The sequence below is a fragment of the Sorangium sp. So ce363 genome (genome assembly GCF_051520435.1).
Classification (GTDB): Bacteria; Myxococcota_A; Polyangia; order Polyangiales; family Polyangiaceae; genus Sorangium; species Sorangium cellulosum_B.
Map to the genome: position 1 here is coordinate 7,376,722 of NZ_CP150333.1, position 19,556 is coordinate 7,396,277.

The following is a 19,556-nucleotide window of genomic DNA, read 5'->3' on the forward strand; positions in this document are numbered from 1 at the left end:
TTGACATCCCTGGAAGACGTCCTGGCGCCGCCTCGCGCGCCGCGCCGCCGCGCCGCGCCGCCGCGCCGCCACGCCGCCCGCCGCGCGGTCGCCATCTCGCCCCCCGGACGCGGCGAACGGCTGTAACCTGGCCGCGGGCAGGCCGAGGCCCGCGCGGATTCGACGCGGGGGCGGGCCTTTCGGCTGACCACACGGAGCATGCATGGTGTCGACAGGGGCCTTGGACGGCGCGGCCCGAGCGGCGGGGGCGTCCCCGCCGCAGGCGGCGGAGCCGCTGGATGGGGGCAATTACGAGGTCATCCGGAGGCGGCTCGTCGAGCGCGCCGAGGAGCTCGCCCGCCGCGCCGAGGCGCTCAACGCGCGGCGAAAACAGGTGTTCGGCGGCACGGACCTCGCGCTCCTCGAGAACGCCCGCGTCAGGACCGAGAACAACTGCGTGCCGCGCGACATCGTGAGCATCCGGGGCAAGCTGCTCGTCGGCTACCTCGTGTTCATGGGGCTGAAGGAGGTCAACGTCGGCGACGTCTTCAGCCTCCACCGCTTCGCGAAGGACGGCGGCGCGTTCGACCTGTCCCACGTGCCGCTCGACGAGGGCGAGGCGTTCCTCGGCGACCCCAACTTCGTCAAGGAGTTCAAGGACCTCCACCGCTACGTCAAGGAGCCCCGGCTGCTCCAGCTGCGGCGCAGCGGCGACACGCGGCTGCTCGCCATCTTCCAGGTCGGCGCGACCGAGCGCGACACCAAGGTGTTCCGGTGGAGCATCGACGCGACCGGGCGCATCCGGTACCTCGACGCGCGCGGCGACGAGGACAACGTCCGGCCGCGCGCCCACGACTTCGCCTGGACCCAGGCCACCCGCGACGACCACGTGCAGGGCAAGCACCCGCACGTCGCGATCCTCGGCGAGATCTTCGTCGAGACGGTCGGCGGCGATCTCACGGTCAAGGTCGAGAACAACACGACCACGGGGCTCGGCATCTACCGCGAGCCGGTCGACGACGCGGGTCAGGCGCTCGACGACGCCGACATCCAGTACGCCCGGCTCGGGCCGCTCATCCTGCTCAAGATCAAGCCGTTCCGGGAGCCCTCGTACCGCTACCTCGTCTACAACGGCCGCACCCGGAAGGTCACGCGCATCGACGCGATCGGCCTCGCCTGCCTGAGCCTCCCCGAGGACCAGGGCATCGTCTTCCCGAACGGCTACTACCTCATCACCGGCGAGACGAAGCGCTTCGAGGGCAGCACCGAGAGCCTCGTCTTCGAGCGGGTCATCCGCTCTCCGAACGGGGAAGACGTGCTCTACGTGTTCCACCAGGTCGTGGACGGGCGGTACGTGCTCTTCCCGTACAACCTGATCCGCAAGGAGATCGCGACGCCGATCCAGTGCCACGGGTACAGCCTCTTCGACGACGGCAAGATGGTGATCTTCCGGGCGTCGAGCGACGAGGCGACCCGCGTCCACCCGATGCAGATCTGGCAGACGCCGTTCATGACCGCGGAGTTCGCGGCGTCGGCGCCGACCGACGGCTCGTACCTCGCGAAGGTGGGCAACGCCGACCTCGTCCGGGGGATCTCCGACGCGCTCAGCATGCGGCGCGCGGCGCTGGACGGGTCGCCGACCCGGCAGACGTACGAGGATCTCATCAAGACCGCCGAGCGGATGGCCGACGCCTACTACTGGCTCGGCCACGCCGAGGCGGGCGATCTCCTGTCCGTCGTGAACGAGCTCCGGGGCGTCTCCGAGAGCATCGTCGACGAGTTCGAGAAGGTCGAGGGCATCAAGGCGCGCGCCGCCGCCGCGCTGGCCGAGGCCGAGGCGGCGCAGCGGCAGCTGCTCTCCGGGGTGCGGCCCGAGGACGCGGCGAGCGTCGACGCGTTCCTGAAGGCCCTGACCGCGCTGCGGCGGCAGCGGGGGCACCTCATCACGCTCCGCGAGCTCAAGTACATGGACCTCGGCCGCGTCGACGCGCTCGAGGCCGAGATCGTCGCGCGCGCCGACGAGGTGAGCCAGGCGTGCGTGACGTTCCTCCTCGGCGAGCAGGCGTTCCGCCCGCTGGCCGACCGGCTCGCGGGCCTCATCGCGAAGATCGAGGCCGTCGCGAAGTCGCCCGAGCTCGCGCCGTTCGCCGCGGATCTCGACGCCGTGAACGAGGGGCTCTCGGTCCTCGCCGAGATCGTGGCGAGCCTCAAGGTCGACGACCCCACGGCGCGGACCCGGATCCTGGAGGGGATCAGCGAGGTCTACGCGCAGCTGAACCGCGCGCGCGCGACGCTGAGCGCCCGCGGCAAGGACCTGCGGGGCGCGGAGGGGCGCGCGGAGTTCGGCGCGCAGTTCAAGGTGTTCGGCCAGAGCGTCTCGAGCGCGATCGCGGTGTGCGACACGCCCGAGCGCTGCGACGCCGAGCTGTCGAAGCTGCTCGTCCAGCTCGAGGAGCTCGAGGGGAAGTTCGGCGAGTTCGACGAGTTTCTGGGCGAGCTCGCGGCCAAGCGCGAGGAGGTGAACGACGCGATCGCGGCGCGCAGACAGGCGCTGCTCGACGAGCGGCAGCGGCGCGTCTCGAACCTCGTCGCCGCGGCGGACCGGATCGTCCAGGGGGTAGCGCGGCGGGCGCGCACCTTCGCGGGCGTGGACGAGCTCAACACGTACTTCGCGTCCGACGCCATGGTCGCGAAGCTCCGCGATCTCGCGGCCGATCTCCACGCGCTCGGCGACAGCGTGAAGGGGGACGAGGTCGAGGCGCGGCTCAAGTCGGCGCGGCAGGACGCGCTCCGGGCGCTGCGCGACCGCGAGGACCTGTTCGAGGGCGGCGGCGACGTCATCAAGCTGGGCCGCCACCGCTTCAACGTGAGCACGCAGGCCCTGGAGCTCACGCTGGTCCCGCGCGGCGAGGGGCTCGCGCTGCACCTCACCGGGACCGATTTCTTCGAGCCGATCGAGGATCCGGCGCTCGAGAGCGCGCGCGATCTCTGGGGCCAGGAGCTCGCGAGCGAGACCCCCGAGGTCTACCGGGGCGAGCTCCTCGCGGGCTCGATGCTCGCGGACGCGGAGGCGGGGCGGGGCGGGCTGTCGATCGAGCGGCTGCGCGAGGCGTCCCTTGGCCCGGGCGGGCTGCTCGGCGCGGTGCGCGCGTACGCGGAGGGCCGGCACGACGAGGGCTACGAGCGCGGCGTCCACGACACGGACGCGGCGCTGATCCTGGAGAAGGTGCTCGCGCTGCGGTCCACGGCGGGGCTCCTGCGCTTCGGGAGCGCGCCGCGGGCCCTCGCCTGCCTGACCTGGGCGGGGCTCGACGCGCGCGCCCGGGACCTCGCGCACCGGCGGTCGCGGAGCCTCGGCCGGCTCGCGGCGCAGCTCGGCGAGAGCGAGGCGCGGGCGGCGCTCGCGGCCGAGCTCGCGCAGGGCGTGGCCGCGGCGGCGGCGGCGCATCGGCTCGAGGCGAGCGCGGCGGACGTGCGCGTGGCGGCGCGGTACCTCGTGGAGGAGCTGGCGGCGGAGCGCCCCCGGTTCGTGACGAGCGACGCGGCGCTCGCGCTGCGCGACGCGCTGCTCGCGCGCCTCGACCTCGCGGGGGGCCGCGCGGCGTTCGAGGAGGACCTGCGGCAGCTCGAGAAGCACCCGGCCGAGCGGCTGGAGCTCGCGCTCGCGTGGCTAAGGGGGTTCGCCGCGAGCAACCCTGCGCTCAGGCACCTCGCCCTCGAGGCGGCGGTCGTCGTCGTGACGGAGCGGCACATCGAGCGGGAGCCGAGCGGGGCCGTCACCGAGGCCCGCGTCGAGGGGCTGCTCGGGCAGCACCCGCGCATCAAGGAGCGCGCGATAGCGCTCCGGCTCGACGAATTCCTGAGCAGGATCGAGGACTTCCTGCACGAGAGGGCGCCGCGCTACCGCGCCTACAGGAAGGTGAGGAGCGAGATCGCGGAGCGGGAGCGGAAGCGGCTGCGCCTCGAGGAGTTCGCGCCGCGGGTGCTCACGTCGTTCGTGCGCAACCGGCTCATCGACGAGGTGTACCTGCCCCTCGTCGGCGCGAACCTGGCGAAGCAGCTCGGCGCCGCGGGCGACGTGAAGCGCACCGACCTGATGGGCATGCTGCTGCTCATCTCGCCGCCGGGCTACGGCAAGACGACGCTCATGGAGTACGTCGCGAGCAAGCTCGGCCTCGTGTTCATGAAGGTGAACGGGCCGTCGCTCGGCCACGAGGTGACGTCGCTCGACCCGGCCGAGGCGCCGAACGCGACGGCGCGCCAGGAGGTCGAGAAGATCAACCTGGCGTTCGAGATGGGCAACAACGTGATGCTGTACCTGGACGACATCCAGCACACGAACACGGAGCTGCTCCAGAAGTTCATCTCGCTCTGCGACGGGCAGCGCCGGATCGAGGGCGTGTGGCGGGGCCGGACGAGGACGTACGACCTGCGCGGCAAGAAGTTCTGCGTGGTGATGGCGGGCAACCCGTACACGGAGTCGGGCGCGCGGTTCCAGATCCCCGACATGCTGTCGAACCGGGCCGACACGTACAACCTCGGCGACGTCCTCGACGGCAAGGAGGCGCTGTTCGCGCTGAGCTACCTGGAGAACGCGCTCACGTCGAACCCGACGCTCGCGCCGCTCTCCGGGCGGGCGCCGGGCGACACGCACAAGCTCATCCGGATGGCGCAGGGCGAGGCCATCGCCTCGACGGAGCTCGAGCACGCCTACTCCGCCGCGGAGGTCTCGGAGATGGTCGCCGTGTTCGAGCGGCTCTTCCGGGTGCAGAAGGTGCTCCTGTCCGTGAACCTCGAGTACATCCGGAGCGCGTCGCAGGACGACGCCTTCCGGACGGAGCCGCCGTTCAAGCTGCAGGGCAGCTACCGGAACATGAACAAGCTGGCCGAGAAGGTCGTGGCGGCGCACACGCCCGAGGAGGTCGACCGGCTCATCGACGATCACTACGTGAGCGAGTCGCAGACGCTGACGACGGGCGCCGAGCAGAACCTCCTCAAGCTCGCCGAGCTGCGCGGCCGGATGACGCCGGAGCAGGCGGCGCGGTGGGACGAGATCAAGAAGGGCTTCGTGCGCATCAAGCGCATGGGCGGCAAGGAGGACGACCCGGTCGTGCGCGTGACCGGCACGCTGTCGATGCTGGGCGAGCAGCTGGAGGGCATCCGCGGGGCGATCGGGAAGGCGGCCGCGGTGGCGCAGGCGGGGGACGCGCGGGCGCGGGAGATGAAGCAGTGGCTCGCGCCCGAGATGGAGCGGCTCTCCACGGCGCTCAAGGGGGTGGCGCAGCCGCGGGTCGACGTGAAGGTCGAGACGGATCGCTCGGTGTCGGAGTTCGTGGGGCACCACCTGTCGCTGGTGGAGCGGATCGTGGCGCCGCTCGCGAAGGCGACGACGCAGAGCGCGTTCGGCATCCGGGCGATCGAGGCCCAGATCTCGGAGCTCGCACAGGGGCTCCGGTCGCTCGAGGAGAAGGTCCGCGCGGCGGCGCGCCCGCAGAGCCAGCCGCCGCCGCCGCGCTTCGAGGCGCGGGTCGGGGCGGCGTCGCCGGCGAACTTCTACCGGACGGCGCCCGCGGCCGACGTCGTCGACCACGGCGGCATCTTCGTGCCGACCTTCCGGCCGCCGCCGGCGCGCGGGACGACGGTGGCGCTCAAGATCCCGTTCGCGGAGGGCGGCGAGATCGACGCGGTGGGGGTGGTCGAATGGACGCGCGAGGCAGAGGAGGAGGGCCCGCCTGGGTTCGGGGCGCGCTTCGTGCGGCTCTCGGGCGAGCAGCGGGAGCTCGTGGAGGGGTTCGTGCGGCAGCGGGAGCCGATGCTGCTCGGCATGTGAGCGCGCCCGCAGAGACGGCGCTCGTGCGCTCTGCTGTCGACGCCGCGCGACGCCGCGCTTGCGCGCAGGGCGGAGCATCGCGCGGTGCTCCGGCGCGGAGGTATGCGGCCCGAACACAGCATCCGAGCTGAGCCGAGGCTGCCCGATGCTCGTCACCCGAGCGAGCGGCCGCGCGCACCCCTCTATCGCGCGCCCCTCCATGAGGAGTAGAGCGGCCTCCCTCGTGCGTGATATCACCGTCATGACGCGGTTCGTCGGCGATGGCCTGGATCCGAAGCCCGCGCTCCGGCGCCGGGCACTCAGGAGCTTCAGCGCATGAAGATGATGACCCTCGGACCCTTTGACGGGAACGCGTGGCTGCTCGGCCGGAAGATCGAGCGGACGGTCGCGGAGTGGAAGGAGCCCGCGCGGCTCGCGATCGTGGCCATGCCGAGCGGGACGAAGCACGAGGAGTACCTCGCCGCGGTCGAGGACGCGACGGGCGTTCCGGTGGTCGGAGCCACCACCGGCGGGGTGTCGTTCACGGAGCGCGGCTTCAGCAGGAGCGGGGTGACGTGCGCCTTCCTCGGGGGAGCGAACGTCGAGGTGGCGTGCACCGCGGCGCGCGAGCTGCGCTCGGATCACGGCAAGAGCATCAGGGCGGCGCTGAGCGACATGGACGAGGCCGTCTCGAGCGGCAGCGGGCGGAGCGGGGCGACGAGCTCGATCCTGGTGCTGGCGGACGCGTTCGCGTGCGACGGCGACGATCTGGTGGCCGCGCTCCGCCAGGGCGTGCCGCCGCACACGCGCGTCTTCGGCGGGACGGCGGGCGACGGGTGGACGTTCGAGGGGGCGCGGGTCTTCCTCGGCCGCAAGGTGCTGACGGACGCGGCGGTCCTCGTGCGGTTGACGCACCGGCAGCGGGTGAACATCGACGTGGTGCACGGGTTCCGCGCCGCCGAGGGCGGGCGGGATTTCACGATCACGGACATCGAGCGGAACGTGCTCAGGACGCTGGACGGGCAGCCTGCGGCGCGTGTGTACGAGGAGGAGCTCTCGCGGCTCGGCTTCCGGTCGAGCGGCGAGGGGCTCCTCCAGACGATGGCGAAGCACGCGCTCGGGGCGAAGACGCCGTTCGGCGAGTCGCTGAAGATCAGGTCGCCGATCGCGATCCGCGGCGACGGCGCGGTGGTGCTGACCGGGGGGCTGGCGCGCGGGCAGGTGGTGCGCGTCGTGAACGCGGCGACCGACGCGGTGCTTCAGGCGGCGAAGAGCCTGTCGACGAAGGTGCTGGGGCCGCTGCCCGGGGTGGCCGGCTCGCTGGTGTTCGACTGCGCTGCGCGGTTCCGGATGCTGGGCGAGCGGTACCGCGAGGAGGTGCGGGCGTTCCTCTCGCCGAACGCGGCGTCGAATCCAATGTTCGGGATGGCGTGTTACGGGCAGATCGCGAAGTTCGGGGGGAGCGTCGAGGGGTTCTACAACACGAGCGCGGTCATGGTGGCGTGGGGGGAGTCGGACCAGGGGACGGCTGGCGGGTGAGCTTTGCCGGGCTGACGAAGAGGCGGGGCGGCTCGTTGCGCGTGTGGGGGCTTTGCTGAACTGACCGGCCCGAGGCGAGGCAGCTCGTCGCGCGGTGTGGGGGCCCCGCCGAACTCGCCTGAGCCATCTTTCATCCGGCTTCGCCGGATGAAAGATGGTTATTGGGCTCGAACATCGGCCCGTCCCCCACACCGCGCGACGAGCTGCCTCGCCTCGGGCCTACGGCCTTGCCAATGAGGGCGAACGCGCTGGTTGCCACGGATGAGCAGACGAGCTGGGTCTGGTCAGCCGACGGACGATAGACGCCCTCGACGTTCACGAAGGTGCGATGTCCATGCACGGCCGTTCGTGGCACGCGCCATGTTTGCACCGCGGCGAGCGTGACACCGGACCACCATCGATCGCGAGACACCTGCAGGGGAGCGACACCGCTGGACGTCGAGCTGCGTCCGGCGCGGCCTACCCGATGCGGTCCGTTCACGGCGCGCTGGCTCCGCCGCGAGAGGGGCGCATGTCGAGGCTGAACAGGACGGGTGGGTCGTCAAGGTGCTCGACTTCGGCGTCGCCAGGAACCTCTCGATCAACGGCGGACTCCACACCATGCCAGGCGGGGCGGTCGGGTCTCCGCTGTACATGAGCCCGGCGCACGTCGTTCGCTGAGCATAGGACAGTGACACGGAGGAGTGACTTCATGCGATGCAATCCGTTGGAGAAGGCTCATCGATTCCGGTGCGCCGCTGTGCTCGCTGCGGCATTGTGCGCGACCGCGTGCCAGCGGGCGCGAATGTACGAGGAGCCTGTAGGACCGAGGCCGGTCGTCGGGTGCGACGTGTTCGCGAGCGCGAGCGCTGCGCCTGGAGGCGCCGGGACGCGCGACGCTCCCTACGCGCGCCTGCAAGAGGCGATCGACGACGCGAAGGGCGGGACGGTTTGCGCATGCGCCGGTCAGCCGTTCGCCGAGGCCGTGACGCTGCCCGCGGGGATCGAGGTGCGCGGCGACTTCACGTGCAATGGAGAGTGGAAGCAGAGCCCGGATGCGAAGAGCACGATCGCGGGGCCGGCGGGGCAGGTCGCGCTGACCCTGACGGGCGACGCGGACGGGGCGAAGGTGCATGGATTCGTGATCTCCGCGGCGAGCGCGACGGAGCCTGGCGGGTCGTCCATCGCGGTCGTCGTGGCGGACATCGCGGCCGAGCTGAGCCACCTCGAGGTGCGGGCCGGCGACGGCATGCCCGGCGCCGACGGTGAGCCGGAGGCGACCGCGGCAGACGCTGGGGGGGACGCTCCGACAGAGGGCGCGCACGCACCGACGAATGCCTGCGTAGTTCCCGCGCGCGGTGGTGAGTCCGGACGGATGACGTGCGGTGACGTGGTCACCGATGGTGGCCCGGGCGGGACCGGGGAGACGTCGCCCCTTTCCGTGAGTCTGCCCTCCACGCCCGCGCAACCCGGTGAGGGCGGCAAGCCGCTCGCGAGCACGCCCCCGGACGGATTTGGAGGCACGGTCGACGCCTCGGGAACCCGCCAAGCCGGCATCGCCGGTGCCACTGGCGCCAGCGGGACGCCTGGCGAAGGCGGCCATGACGGGAGACTGACCCTCGCCGGCATCACGGACGGCGACGGCGCCCCCGGCCAGCCCGGCAAGCCGGGCCAGGGAGGCGGAGGGGGAGCTGGCGCACGCGTGCTGGGCATCGTTTGTACCTTCATCGACGGACGTCCGGCAGACGGCGCTGCCCCGGGAGGTGGGGGTGGAGGCGCAGGCGGATGCGGCGGCAAGGGCGGCGCAGGCGGGAGAGCCGGCGGGTCCAGCCTCGGAATCGTGAGCATCGGGACGAAGCTGGGCCTGGCCGATGTGACCGTCACGGTGGGTCATGGCGGCCATGGAGGAATCGGCGCCGCAGGACAGAGCGGCGGAGAAGGGGGGCGAGGTGCACCGGGCGGCACGACCCGGAACGATGCGAATGCGCCCGACAACGGGGCTGGGGGGATGGGCGGTCGTGGCGGCGATGGCGGCCCCGGAGGCGGCGGGCGCGGCGGACATGCGATCGGCATCGCCTACGACGCCGCCCCTGCTGTCGTGCCGTCGTTGAAGGAGTTCATCCCTGGAGAGCCGGGTGAAGGCGGTCTGGGAGGACTCGAGTCTTCATCCAACGCAGGCCACGCCGGCATCAGCGCCGCCTGCTGGAGCTTCAAGACAGGGACACGCTGCGCGCCGTGAACCGCGGCCGCCGCCACGCAGCACACCCAGAGGAAGGCCTATTTGAAGATGGGCGGGGTCTCGAAGACCGACGTCGGCCGCGTTCTGGGTCGTCCCCATCTCGTCGGCGCCCGTTGCGGCCCCCGGCCCTGCGCCGACGGGCTTGCTGCCCCCTCCGTCGGCGGCGCCTCCGGCAAGCTCGCAACGGCCGCACGGGATCGCCTCAGAATCCGAGCGATCGGATCGCCTTGCGGATCGTGTCCGCGCTGGCCCGGACGCCGGCCTCCTCCTCGGGGCTCATCGGTATGGGCAGCTGTGACTCGACGCCCGACCGGTTCACGATGCACGGCACGCTCAGGCAGACATCGTCGATCCCGCGATAGCCGCTCAGCAGGCTGCTGACGGGCAGCACGCGGCTCTCGTCGCGAAGCAGGGCTTCCAGGATCTTGGCGGTCGCGAGGCCGATAGCGTAGTTCGTCGCGCCCTTGCCGGAGATCACCTGGGCGGCGGCGTTCTTCACGTTGGAGAAGATCGCCGCCCGGTCGCTCGCGCCGAGCGCGCCGTGGCCGGGCACGGACCACGCGTCGAGCGGGATGTTCGCCACGTTCGCGCTGCTCCATAGCGGCACCTCGCTGTCCCCGTGCTCTCCCGCGATGTACGCGTGGACGTTCTGCACGGCCACGTCGAGCCGCCTTGCGATGAGGAACCTGAACCGGCTGCTGTCGAGCACCGTGCCGCTGCCGATCACGCGGGCGGGCGGGAGGCCTGTCAGCTTGAGCGTGACATACGTGATCACGTCGACCGGGTTGGTGACGAGCAGGTAGAGCGCGTCCGGCGCGACGGCCTGGAGCCTCGGCAGGAGCTCGCGGCATATCGCGACGTTCGCGGTGGCGAGGTCCATCCTGCTCTGCCCGGGCTTCTGCTTCGCACCGGCGGTGATCACGACAACGTCCGCCCCGCGGCAGACCTCGACGTCATCGCTGCCATCGAGCGTGGCCACCGGGACGAACTGCAGCCCATGGTTGAGGTCGAGCACCTCGGCGTCGACCTTGGCCCGGTTCGTGTCGAACAGGGCGATCTGCTTCGCCACGCCGCGGAGCAGGCTCGCATAGGCGATCGTCGCGCCGACGCTGCCAGCACCCACGATCGCGACCTTGCTGGAAGAGATGGTCTGGTGATCAGGCATACCGCCGGGGTACCGCGACGGGACGGCTGCACCAAGGCAAATCGGGCCGCTGAGCCCGCGCGGGGTCAGCCGTGGCCGCCCGGCGGCGGGGCGGCCGGCGCCACGACGATCGCCGCCAGGACCGCCGGCGCCGCCCTCGGGTCGGCGGCGGGTGCTGCGGCGCCGGCGGGTCCTGCAGCACCCTCGGCGGGCCCTGCGGCGCCAGCTGGAGGCCGTATCTCGACGGCGAGGGCCGGCTGCGCCACCGCGGGGCTGAGCGCCACGCCCTCGTCGCGGCACGCGCGGAAGAACGCCTTCATGACCTCGGACTCCAGCAGATCGTGGCGCTCGAAGTCGGCGATCCAGAACTTGATGACGTAGCGCTGGAAGAGCGGCGTGACGGCGGCGAGCCATAGCCTGGGCGCGGGCTCGCGCAGCACCTCGGGCACCTCGCTGCAGGCGCGCTGAGCGGCGCGCTCCACCGCCTCGGGCGGGGCGGCGAGCGCGACGAGCATCTCGATGTTGCGCGCGCAGTTCCGGTCCGGCGCGCAGAAGTTCTGGACGCGCGCCTTGGCGATGATCGAGTTCGGCAGGATCACGACGTCCCCGGAGAACGTCCGGAGGCGCGTGGAGCGCCATCCCACGTAGATCACCTGCCCCTCGACCCCGTCGACGAGGATCCAGTCCCCGACGCCGAACGAGCGCTCGGAGTGCAGGGCGAGCCCGGCGAACAGGTTGCCCAGGGTGTCCTGCAGCGCGAGGCCGAGGACCACCGTGATGACGGTCGAGGTCGCGAGCAGCGGCACGAGGTCGACCCCGGTGACCGCGCCGACGATCGAGAGGCCGGCGACGAGGTAGAGGATCGTGAGCAGGAGGTGCCGCACCAGCGCCGGGAGCAGCACCTTCCTGCGCTCGGCGAGCCAGTAGTCGATGACCAGGGTCTCGGCGATCTCGATGGCGAGGTACGCGGCGAGCGTGAGCTCCAGGAGGAGCACGCCCTTGTGGAGCGTGGGCAGCTCTCCCCCGCGAAGGGAGATGAACGCGTGCAGCGCGAGCAGCGCGACGAGCATGCGCGCCGGCAGCCGCATGCGGCGGACCAGGAGGTCGTCCAGCGACGTCTGCGTGGCGCCCGCGAGGCGCGAGAGCGAGGCGAAGACCAGGCGGTAGGCGAAGAAGCCGAGCGCGAGGACGGAGGCCGAGAGCGCCAGCGCGACGGGCAGCGAGGCGGGAGAGCGGATGAGGTCGGCCCAGAGCGCGAGGAGCCGGTCGAGGTTCACGCGGCCGAGTCTGCCACAACTCTGCCACGGCCCGAGCGCGGGGATCCGTCGCCGAGCCGCGCCCGGGGGCGTAGACTCCTTCCATGGACGACATTCGCGATATAAGCGACGACGAGGCCCGGGTGGCGGAGCTGGTGCGCTCGGCGCGGCGGGTGGCCGTGCTCGGCATCAAGACCGAGGCGCAGTCGGATCAGCCAGCGTTCTACGTGGCCAGCTATCTGCAGGGCGCGGGTGTGGAGGTGATCCCGGTCCCTGTCTACTACCCTGACGTGAAGACCATCCTCGGGCAGCAGGTCTATCGCCGGGTGGCCGACGTCCCGGGCCGCATCGACATCGTCGATGTCTTCCGGCGGGGCCAGGACGTCGCCGGGCACCTCGACGACCTGCTCGCCGCCCGGCCGCGCGCCGTCTGGCTGCAGAGCGGCATCCGGAACGACCAGGTGGCCGAGCGGCTGGTCGAGGCAGGCATCCTGGTCGTGCAGGACCGCTGCCTGATGGTGGAGCACCGCCGCCACGCAGGGCGGGGCTGAGGCGTCGGACGGCGGGCTCGCCGCGGGGCGACTACACCGCTCGGTGCTGCGTCCCCTTGCCGAACGTGATCGCCAAGAAATCCCCCGGCTCGTGGACGATCATCCGGTGCCACACCCCTTGCGGCACCGTGCACGCCGTCCCTGCGCGCAGCGCGACGACCCGCTCGCCGCCCTGGTCCTGCAGCACCACGTCGATCGCGCCCGAGAGGAGGTACAGGATCTCGTCCCCGGCCGGGTGCATCTCCCACCGGGGCGTGTCCTCGGCCATGTGAAACCGCGCCACGAGCCAGCCGTCCACGCGCTTGACCCGCCGGATGTCGGCGCCCGCCGGCTCGTCGGACATGAGCTCTTGCCAGAACGTCGGCGTCACATCGATCTGCCGGGCATCCCCCCCGTCCGCGAGGTGCAGGTAGGTGCTGCGGAGATCGAACCCAGGCTGTCTCGGCTCGGCCATCTTTCCCTCCCGACTGAGGGCGTCCATGCGAGCAGGGCTCCCCTACCGCGTCAATCCGCTCTTCCCGCCGGGGCCTCTCCGCCGGCACGACCGGTGCGTCCCAGGCGCCCGACTGAGCCCGCCGGGCTCTACTGAACAAACGCTCCCATCCTGACCGGGACGCGCTAGACTGCGCTCGCAGCGCTCGCAGCGCTCGCCTCTTCGCCCGGAGTACTCCGCACCATGCCGCGCCCCGTGAACAACCCTCCGAACCCATGGTCGTCGACGCAGGTCGAGTACCTCGAAGAGGCGCCCCCGGCGACGCTGCAGATCTTCGAGGAGCAGGCCCGCTCCATCGTGACCGCGAACGACAGCCCCGATCTTCCATTCCGGTTCAGCGTCAACCCGTACCGGGGCTGCCTCCACGCGTGCGCGTACTGCTATGCCCGGCCGTCGCACCAGTACCTCGGGTGGGGCGCCGGGACGGATTTCGACCGCAAGATCGTGGTCAAGTCGAATGCGCCCGAGCTGCTCGAGAAGGAGCTCAACAAGCCGAGCTGGCAAGGAGACACGATCGTGTTCTCGGGCAATGTCGATTGCTACCAGCCGCTCGAGGCGAGCTATGAGCTCACCCGCCGCTGCCTCGAGGTGTGCCTCGCGTTCAGGAACCCGGTCGGACTCATCACGAAGGGCGCGCTCGTGCGGCGCGACGCCGCGTTGCTCGGCGAGCTGGCGCGCCGGGCCCGCGCCCGGGTCCACTTCAGCATCCCGTTCGCCGACGACGCGGTGGCGCGCAAGATGGAGCCGTATGCGAGCCGCTCGTCGCTGCGCTTCGAGGCGATGCGGGCGCTCTCCGACGCGGGGGTGCCGACGGGGATCTCGCTGTCGCCGATGATCCCCGGCCTGAACGACAGCGATGTCCCGGAGCTCCTGGAGCGCGCCCGGGCCGCTGGCGCGGAGAGCGCGTTCATGATGCCGCTGCGCCTGCCGCGCGAGGTGCTCCCGGTCTTCGACGAGCGCCTCGAGGAGGCCTTCCCGGACCGCGCCGCCAAGGTCCGCCGCGGCATCCAGGAGATGCGCGGCGGCAAGATGAACGAGGCCGCCTTCGGGGCGCGCTTCCAGGGCGCGGGCCCGCGCTGGGCGGCGATCCAGCGGCTCTTCGAGGTCCACTGCCAGCGGCTCGGGCTCAACGTGGCGCGCGGCAGCGGCGAGTACATCGAGCGAGAGGGCGAGTCGACGTTCAGGCGGCCGAGCCGGCAGGGGACGTTGTTCGACCTCTGAGCGTAGCCTGCGGGCTCGTCGTGATCGTGCACGACGAGCAGCGCGGTGCTTGCCGACGGACTCGCTGCTGAGCGCTCAGTGCGCCACGAAGCAGTAGATCCGGCCGGCGCCGCCGGTCTGGACGAGGCGTTCGGCCGAGCAACCGCTGGTGGTGTGGGCCGAGACCCACGAGGTCGGCATCTCGCCGCCGCCCATGCGGTCGTGGTGGCCGACCCGAGCGGTCACGCCGGTCTCGGTGGAGCTTGTCCAGTTGTTGCAGTGCAGCCCCATCGACGTGCCGTTGACGTCGGAGCCGGTGAGGATGTCGTGCTGGTTCGGCATGTCACCGCGGCCGGGGACCTGAGCGCCGTTTTCGTCGAGACCGTTGGTCTTGTTGATCAGGTTCTGCGCCGGATCGTGCAGCGCCTCGACCGAGGTGGCGATCATGACGCCGTTGCGATTGAACCACGGGCCGGCGCCGATCCGATCGCGGGCATTGACGGTGTCGGTGCTGAGGTATGCGCGCCACGGCCGGGAGCCCGAGGCGGGCACCGCGGCGGCGGCAAGCGAACGACAGTGCTCGTCGGCGCCTGCGAGGCCGTCGGTGTCCGAGGGCGAGCGGCGAAAATGTCCCGCCGCCCGATACCCCACCGTTCGACGTCCCGCCGCCCGATGTCCCGCCGCTCGCAACCGAGCCGTCGACGTACTCGGCCCTGCCGCACGCCGTGGGAAAAGCGAAGGAGACGCCAAGGAGCGCGATCCAGATCGGCCAGCTGGAACCACGCATTTTCTGAGGGTACCTCAAGGCGGCAGGGCTGAAATCTTCTCTATCGCCGGCGCCTTGAGTTTTCGTGACGTAGCCACCACCCGAGAAGGAAAACTCCTACCGAATGATCGCGGCACCAGATGCATGACATGGCGCTCGCGGCTGCCCTTCGCCGATCACGATCCGGGCGGACGGAGCTGCTTGCGGACCTTCTTGATGAAGGTCTGGGTGCACTTTCCGTGGGTGGCCTCATGCTCCATGATCTCGAGCGTGAGCTTGGCCTTCGTCCCGCTGGAGAGATGTGCAGCCGCGTTCACCTCCCTGGCGAGTTGGATGCCTTCCAGCGACGCAGGTCCCTCCGGCTTCTCGACAGCCGCCTGCTTGTTCGGCTGCCGGAAGTGGGAAGGCTTCGTCTTGGTGACGTCGCGGAAGCCGGTGTCGTCCGAGCGCCGGCCGGTGCCGTGGCAGCCCGGACAGGTGGCGGTGGTGCCGGAGAACGAGTTGGCGATGCGGCCGTCGCCGCCGCAGATGCCGCAGGATTCACCAGCCATGAGCCTGGCCCTCGGGTCGGGGCAGGTGCTTCGGGTCCTTCATGCCCGAGAGCATACAGCCGATCGTGGCTCGTGGAAGCTTCGCCTGGGGCGGTCCTCCATTTTGTGCGTCGCGGCTGTGCTCCGCGTCGCGCGGCGTGAGCGTGATCCGCGTCGTTTGGCTCGCCCCCGCGCAGGGGCGAGCGGGACGCCGCGAACCCATCCGGGTGGGCTGGCTCGTCCACGCGGGACATGGGTCGCCCCATCTCCCGGTGGACAAGGCGCGGTGGTGCTCAAACTTGAGCAACGTGCCCCGGTAGAGGTGGAGCAACGGGCAGACCGAGGATCAGGTGAGATTGCTCCTCGCGGCGTAAAGCGGCATTCTGTAGCGTACGGCCCGCCTGCAGCCAGCCCGCGAGGCTCGAGATACGGTCCTGGAGACCGGCGATGCCAACCGTCGGCGACGGCAACCGGACAGGGACTCTGTACGTCACGTCAACCGCCGGTCGTTGCCGGGAAATTCCTGACAGGTCCGAATGGCCTTGCGCGGGTTATCCTCGCCTGGCCGCTCGGCCACCTGCGCCTGCGTGGCGCGCCGATCACGTCGACTCGAAGTGGACGGGGCACAAGAGACTTGGCAGCTGCGAAGCCGTTTGGATGTCCTATCCCCACACAACTATGCCAATTTAGAGAGCCTGAGCTGGCAGTAGAATCGAAGGAACGCGCCCCATGACCACTTTGCCCAAAGGCCCCACCAACCCCATCCTGATGAACATACAGGGGATCCTCGACCCGATCGGCTACACGCTGCGCATGCGGGAGCGCTACGGCGATCCGATGTCGCTCCCGAAGATGGACGGCAAACCGGTGCTGGCCACCGGCAGCGTGGAGGGTCTGCGCGCCCTGTTCGCGGTGCCGCCGGAGAACTTGGACCAGCTGCTGGGCAAGAGCTTCACCGCGGCGATGGGAGAGTCGTCGCTGTTCGCGCTCTCGGGCGCGCGGCACACGGCCATGCGCAAGCTGCTCATGCCGCCGTTTCACGGGCAGCGCATGCGCCTGTATGGGAAGCAGATCTGCGACCTGGCCCTGCGGCACTCCCGGGACCTCAAGCCGGGTCTGGAGCTGGTGGCGCAGGACCTCATGCAGACGATCTCGCTGCAGACGATCATCCACCTCGTGTTCGGGGTCACTGCGCCTGCGGAAGCGGCGCGCCTCGAGAAGCTGCTCGAGGATCTGCGCAAGAGCTTCTCCCTCGGCCTGACCGTCACCCTCATGATTCCGTGGCTGCGCCGGGAGTTCCGGGGCTTCGGCCCGTGGGCGCGCAGGCAACACGCGACCCGGAACCTGCGCAGCTTCCTCGATCCGGAGCTCGCCCGCCGCCGCGCCGACCCCGCCGAGCGCACCGATGTCCTGAGTCTGCTCCTGGAAGCCCGCCAGGAAGACGGGACGGCGCTCAACGACCTTCAGATCTTCGAGCAGCTGCACACGCTGCTCTTCGCGGGGCACACCACGACCGCGGGCGCGCTCACCTGGGTGCTCTACTTTCTCGGACACGCGCCAGCCGTGTTGCGCCGGCTGCAGGACGAGCTGTCGGCGCTGGGCGCGGATCCGGAGCCCGAGGCGCTGGCCAAGGCGCCGTATCTGGAAGCGGTATGTAACGAGACGCTGCGCCTGCGCCCGCCCAGCCCGGGGGTGGGACGCAAGCTGAATGCGCCGATGCAGATCGCGGGCTACGAGTTGCCGGCCGGAGCAGGCGTGTTCGCGCAAATCATCTGGGCCCACCACGATCCCGCGGTATTTCCGGAGTCGGCGGTGTTTCGTCCCGAGCGATTCCTGGAGCGAACCTATTCTCCCTTCGAATTCCTGCCGTTCGGCGGCGGGAATCGGCGCTGCATCGGGGCCGCCTTCGCGCTGTACGAGATGAAGCTGGTCCTGGGCACGCTGCTGCGGCGCTACAGCTTCGAGCTCGTGTCCAAGAAGCCGGTGCGGGTGGGGCTGCAGGGTATGCCCGGCGCTCCGGTGCGCGTGATCGTCCGTTGATTCCTGCCGCAGCGAATTCTACTGAGCTGCGCTGACGTCCCTCTCCCCGCGGGCGGAGGCGCGCTCACAGCACGGCGCGCGCGAACTGTCCCGGCGTGATGCCGACGATGCGCTTGAAATGCCGGTTGAGCTGGCTCTGGTCGTAGAGGCCGACGCGCGCGGCGATCTCGGACGGCGGCACGCCCCGCGTGAGGAGCGCTCGGGCGCGACCGATTCGCAGTTGCGTCACATAGGCATACGGCGTCACGCCGAGCTGGTCGCGAAACGCGCGGATGAGCTGGAACTTGTCGAGCCCCACGTGCAGAGCGATCTCGTCGAGAGAGATCGCGGTGACGAAGCGCTCGCGGATGAGCTCGAATGCGCGGCGCAGGGGGGCGCCCCAGGCGTACGGGCGCCCGCGCCCGGCGTGACCCGGACGGGTGAGCGCGACGACGGAGCGCAGCGACTCGGCGAGCGCGGTCTGGAGCGCGAGGGGCTCGGCGTCGCCCTCGCGGACGAGCGCGTGCAGGGTGAGGAGCGGCGCGCCCTCGGGCTCTCCGCGTTCGAGAAACAGGCCTGGCGGGGGCGCGAAGGGCCGGCCTCCGAGCGAGAGGCGCGCTTCGTCGACCAGCGCGTCGTCGAAGAGCACCACCTGGAAGCGCGCCGACCCATCGCGGCTCTCCTCGCGATGCACCTCACCCGGGAGCATGAGCGCGAGCGCGCCCGGCGTCGCCGTCCAAGCGCGCCCGCGCGCCCACCACGCGCATTGGCCGGCCGTGAAGGAGACCGAGGCGAAGCGGTCCTTCACGGAACGGTGGCGCCGAGCATCGCTGCGGCAGCGGGCCACGGTCACGCCGGAAAGCGCCTTCGGTCGCACGATCTCGATACGCAGCGGATCGTCCGGGTCGCCGGCTGGCAAAGCGCTCGGCATGCTCCGGATCCTAGTGAGCCAGCGCGCACTGCGCCAGGCCCATTTCCGTGGATCGCACGCTGCGCGGGTCTCGTCAATTTCGCCCAAGCCGCGCCGGCGGAGGGTGGACATCCTCCGTCCCGAGGTCGCGGGTCTCGTCATCCTCGGCTCATCCTCGACCCACTTGCGCGCGAAGCTGACGGACGTCGCGTTCGCAGGCGATCCGCTGCGTTTCGACTCGGGCGCTGCCCTCCTCGACGCGCGGCGGAGCGCCTCGGCGCCGCGCGCTGGCATGACATGGCCTGTCGTTCATCAGGCCCACAGATCCGGAGCGAATCCTATGGGACGGTTGCAAGAAAAAGTCGCGCTCATCACGGGTGGAAACATGGGAATCGGCAAGGCCGCAGCGCTGCTGTTCGCCCAGGAAGGCGCCAAGGTGGTCATCGCCGCTCGCCGGGTGGCCGAGGGCGAGAGGACGGCCGCGGAGATCGTCGCCCGAGGGGGAGAAGCCATCTTCGTTCCGACGGACGTGTCGCGCGCGTCCGACTGCGCCGCCATGGTCGCAGCCGCCGTGAAGAGGTACGGGCGGCTCGACGTCGCGTTCAACAATGCAGGCGTGGAGCAGGTCATCAAGAGCCTGCCCGAGCTCGAGGAGGACGAGTGGGATCGCGTGATCGACATCAACCTGAAGGGCGTCTTCCTGTCGATGAAGTTCCAGATCCCGGAGATGCTCAAGGCCGGCGGGGGCGCGATCGTCAACACGTCCTCCGTCGGAGGCCTCGTGGCGACGCCTGGTCTGTCCGCGTACGTGACGTCGAAGCACGGCGTCATCGGGCTGACCAAGGCCGCGGCCATCGATTTCGCTGCTCGCAACGTGCGGGTGAACGCGATTTGCCCCGGGGGCACGCACACCGCGATGTTCGACAGGTGGATAAAGGATGGGGCCATGGAGCAACACGTCCTCGCGAGCCACCCGATCGGCCGGTTCGCGGACCCGATCGAGCCGGCTCGGGTGGCCCTCTTCCTGGCGAGCGACGAAGCGTCGTTCGTGACCGGGGTCGCCCTGCCCATCGATGGCGGGCTCGTCGCGGCCTGACACGGACGCTATGTGGACGGCAGGAGGGGGAGGCGTGGGGCGACGA

General features: G+C 70.8%; 13 protein-coding genes. 7 read left to right on the forward strand and 6 right to left on the reverse strand.

Going from position 1 to position 19,556, the window contains the following annotated elements; genetic code table 11:
* The first annotated feature begins 202 nt into the window (after nt 1-202).
* The 3 genes from WMF12_RS27630 to WMF12_RS27640 all read left to right on the forward strand — a co-directional run bounded on the left by WMF12_RS27630 (nt 203) and on the right by WMF12_RS27640 (nt 9,545).
* Entirely contained in the window at nt 203-5,809 is a 5,607-nt protein-coding gene (locus tag WMF12_RS27630) for a DNA repair ATPase (protein WP_437850218.1), read from the forward strand.
* Between the two features lie 315 nt (nt 5,810-6,124).
* Nucleotides 6,125-7,327, forward strand: a complete 1,203-nt coding sequence (locus tag WMF12_RS27635; RefSeq protein ID WP_437850219.1) for an FIST signal transduction protein — start codon at nt 6,125-6,127, stop codon at nt 7,325-7,327.
* 784 nt (nt 7,328-8,111) lie between these two features.
* On the forward strand, nt 8,112-9,545 hold the full coding sequence (locus tag WMF12_RS27640) for a hypothetical protein (RefSeq protein ID WP_437850220.1): 1,434 nt from the start codon (nt 8,112-8,114) through the stop codon (nt 9,543-9,545).
* Nucleotides 9,546-9,747: 202 nt separating this feature from the next.
* Here WMF12_RS27640 and WMF12_RS27645 read toward each other — a convergent pair whose 3' ends face one another.
* The gene (locus WMF12_RS27645; protein ID WP_437850221.1) at nt 9,748-10,710 is read right to left on the reverse strand and encodes an L-lactate dehydrogenase; all 963 of its coding nucleotides are present in this window, start codon (nt 10,708-10,710) and stop codon (nt 9,748-9,750) included.
* Between the two features lie 65 nt (nt 10,711-10,775).
* Nucleotides 10,776-11,966, reverse strand: a complete 1,191-nt coding sequence (locus WMF12_RS27650) for a mechanosensitive ion channel family protein (RefSeq protein WP_437850222.1) — start codon at nt 11,964-11,966, stop codon at nt 10,776-10,778.
* 83 nt (nt 11,967-12,049) lie between these two features.
* On the opposite strand from WMF12_RS27650, the gene WMF12_RS27655 reads away from it, so the two are divergent.
* Nucleotides 12,050-12,496, forward strand: a complete 447-nt coding sequence (locus tag WMF12_RS27655; RefSeq protein ID WP_437850223.1) for a CoA-binding protein — start codon at nt 12,050-12,052, stop codon at nt 12,494-12,496.
* 31 nt (nt 12,497-12,527) lie between these two features.
* Here the strand turns inward: WMF12_RS27655 and WMF12_RS27660 are convergent, their stop codons facing one another.
* Nucleotides 12,528-12,950, reverse strand: coding sequence for a cupin domain-containing protein (locus WMF12_RS27660; RefSeq protein ID WP_437850224.1), 423 nt, complete (start codon nt 12,948-12,950; stop codon nt 12,528-12,530).
* 222 nt (nt 12,951-13,172) lie between these two features.
* Here WMF12_RS27660 and WMF12_RS27665 point away from each other — a divergent pair, with 222 nt between their 5' ends.
* A complete protein-coding gene (locus tag WMF12_RS27665; RefSeq protein WP_437850225.1) occupies nt 13,173-14,210 on the forward strand; it encodes a PA0069 family radical SAM protein in 1,038 nt (345 codons plus the stop codon).
* Between the two features lie 75 nt (nt 14,211-14,285).
* Here WMF12_RS27665 and WMF12_RS27670 read toward each other — a convergent pair whose 3' ends face one another.
* Nucleotides 14,286-14,840: a hypothetical protein gene (locus WMF12_RS27670; RefSeq protein ID WP_437850226.1), complete on the reverse strand. Its 555-nt coding sequence runs from the start codon at nt 14,838-14,840 to the stop codon at nt 14,286-14,288.
* 291 nt (nt 14,841-15,131) lie between these two features.
* Nucleotides 15,132-15,506, reverse strand: coding sequence for a molecular chaperone DnaJ (locus WMF12_RS27675; RefSeq protein WP_437850227.1), 375 nt, complete (start codon nt 15,504-15,506; stop codon nt 15,132-15,134).
* A gap of 708 nt (nt 15,507-16,214) precedes the next feature.
* Between WMF12_RS27675 and WMF12_RS27680 the strand changes: the two genes are divergently transcribed.
* Entirely contained in the window at nt 16,215-17,525 is a 1,311-nt protein-coding gene (locus WMF12_RS27680) for a cytochrome P450 (RefSeq protein WP_437850228.1), read from the forward strand.
* 64 nt (nt 17,526-17,589) lie between these two features.
* On the opposite strand, the gene WMF12_RS27685 is transcribed toward WMF12_RS27680, so the two are convergent.
* On the reverse strand, nt 17,590-18,546 hold the full coding sequence (locus tag WMF12_RS27685; protein WP_437850229.1) for a helix-turn-helix domain-containing protein: 957 nt from the start codon (nt 18,544-18,546) through the stop codon (nt 17,590-17,592).
* A 208-nt stretch (nt 18,547-18,754) separates the two neighbouring features.
* Between WMF12_RS27685 and WMF12_RS27690 the strand changes: the two genes are divergently transcribed.
* Nucleotides 18,755-19,510 carry an SDR family oxidoreductase gene (locus WMF12_RS27690; protein ID WP_437850230.1) on the forward strand — a complete coding sequence of 252 codons (756 nt, stop codon included), beginning with the start codon at nt 18,755-18,757 and terminating at the stop codon, nt 19,508-19,510.
* The last annotated feature ends 46 nt before the right edge of the window (nt 19,511-19,556 follow it).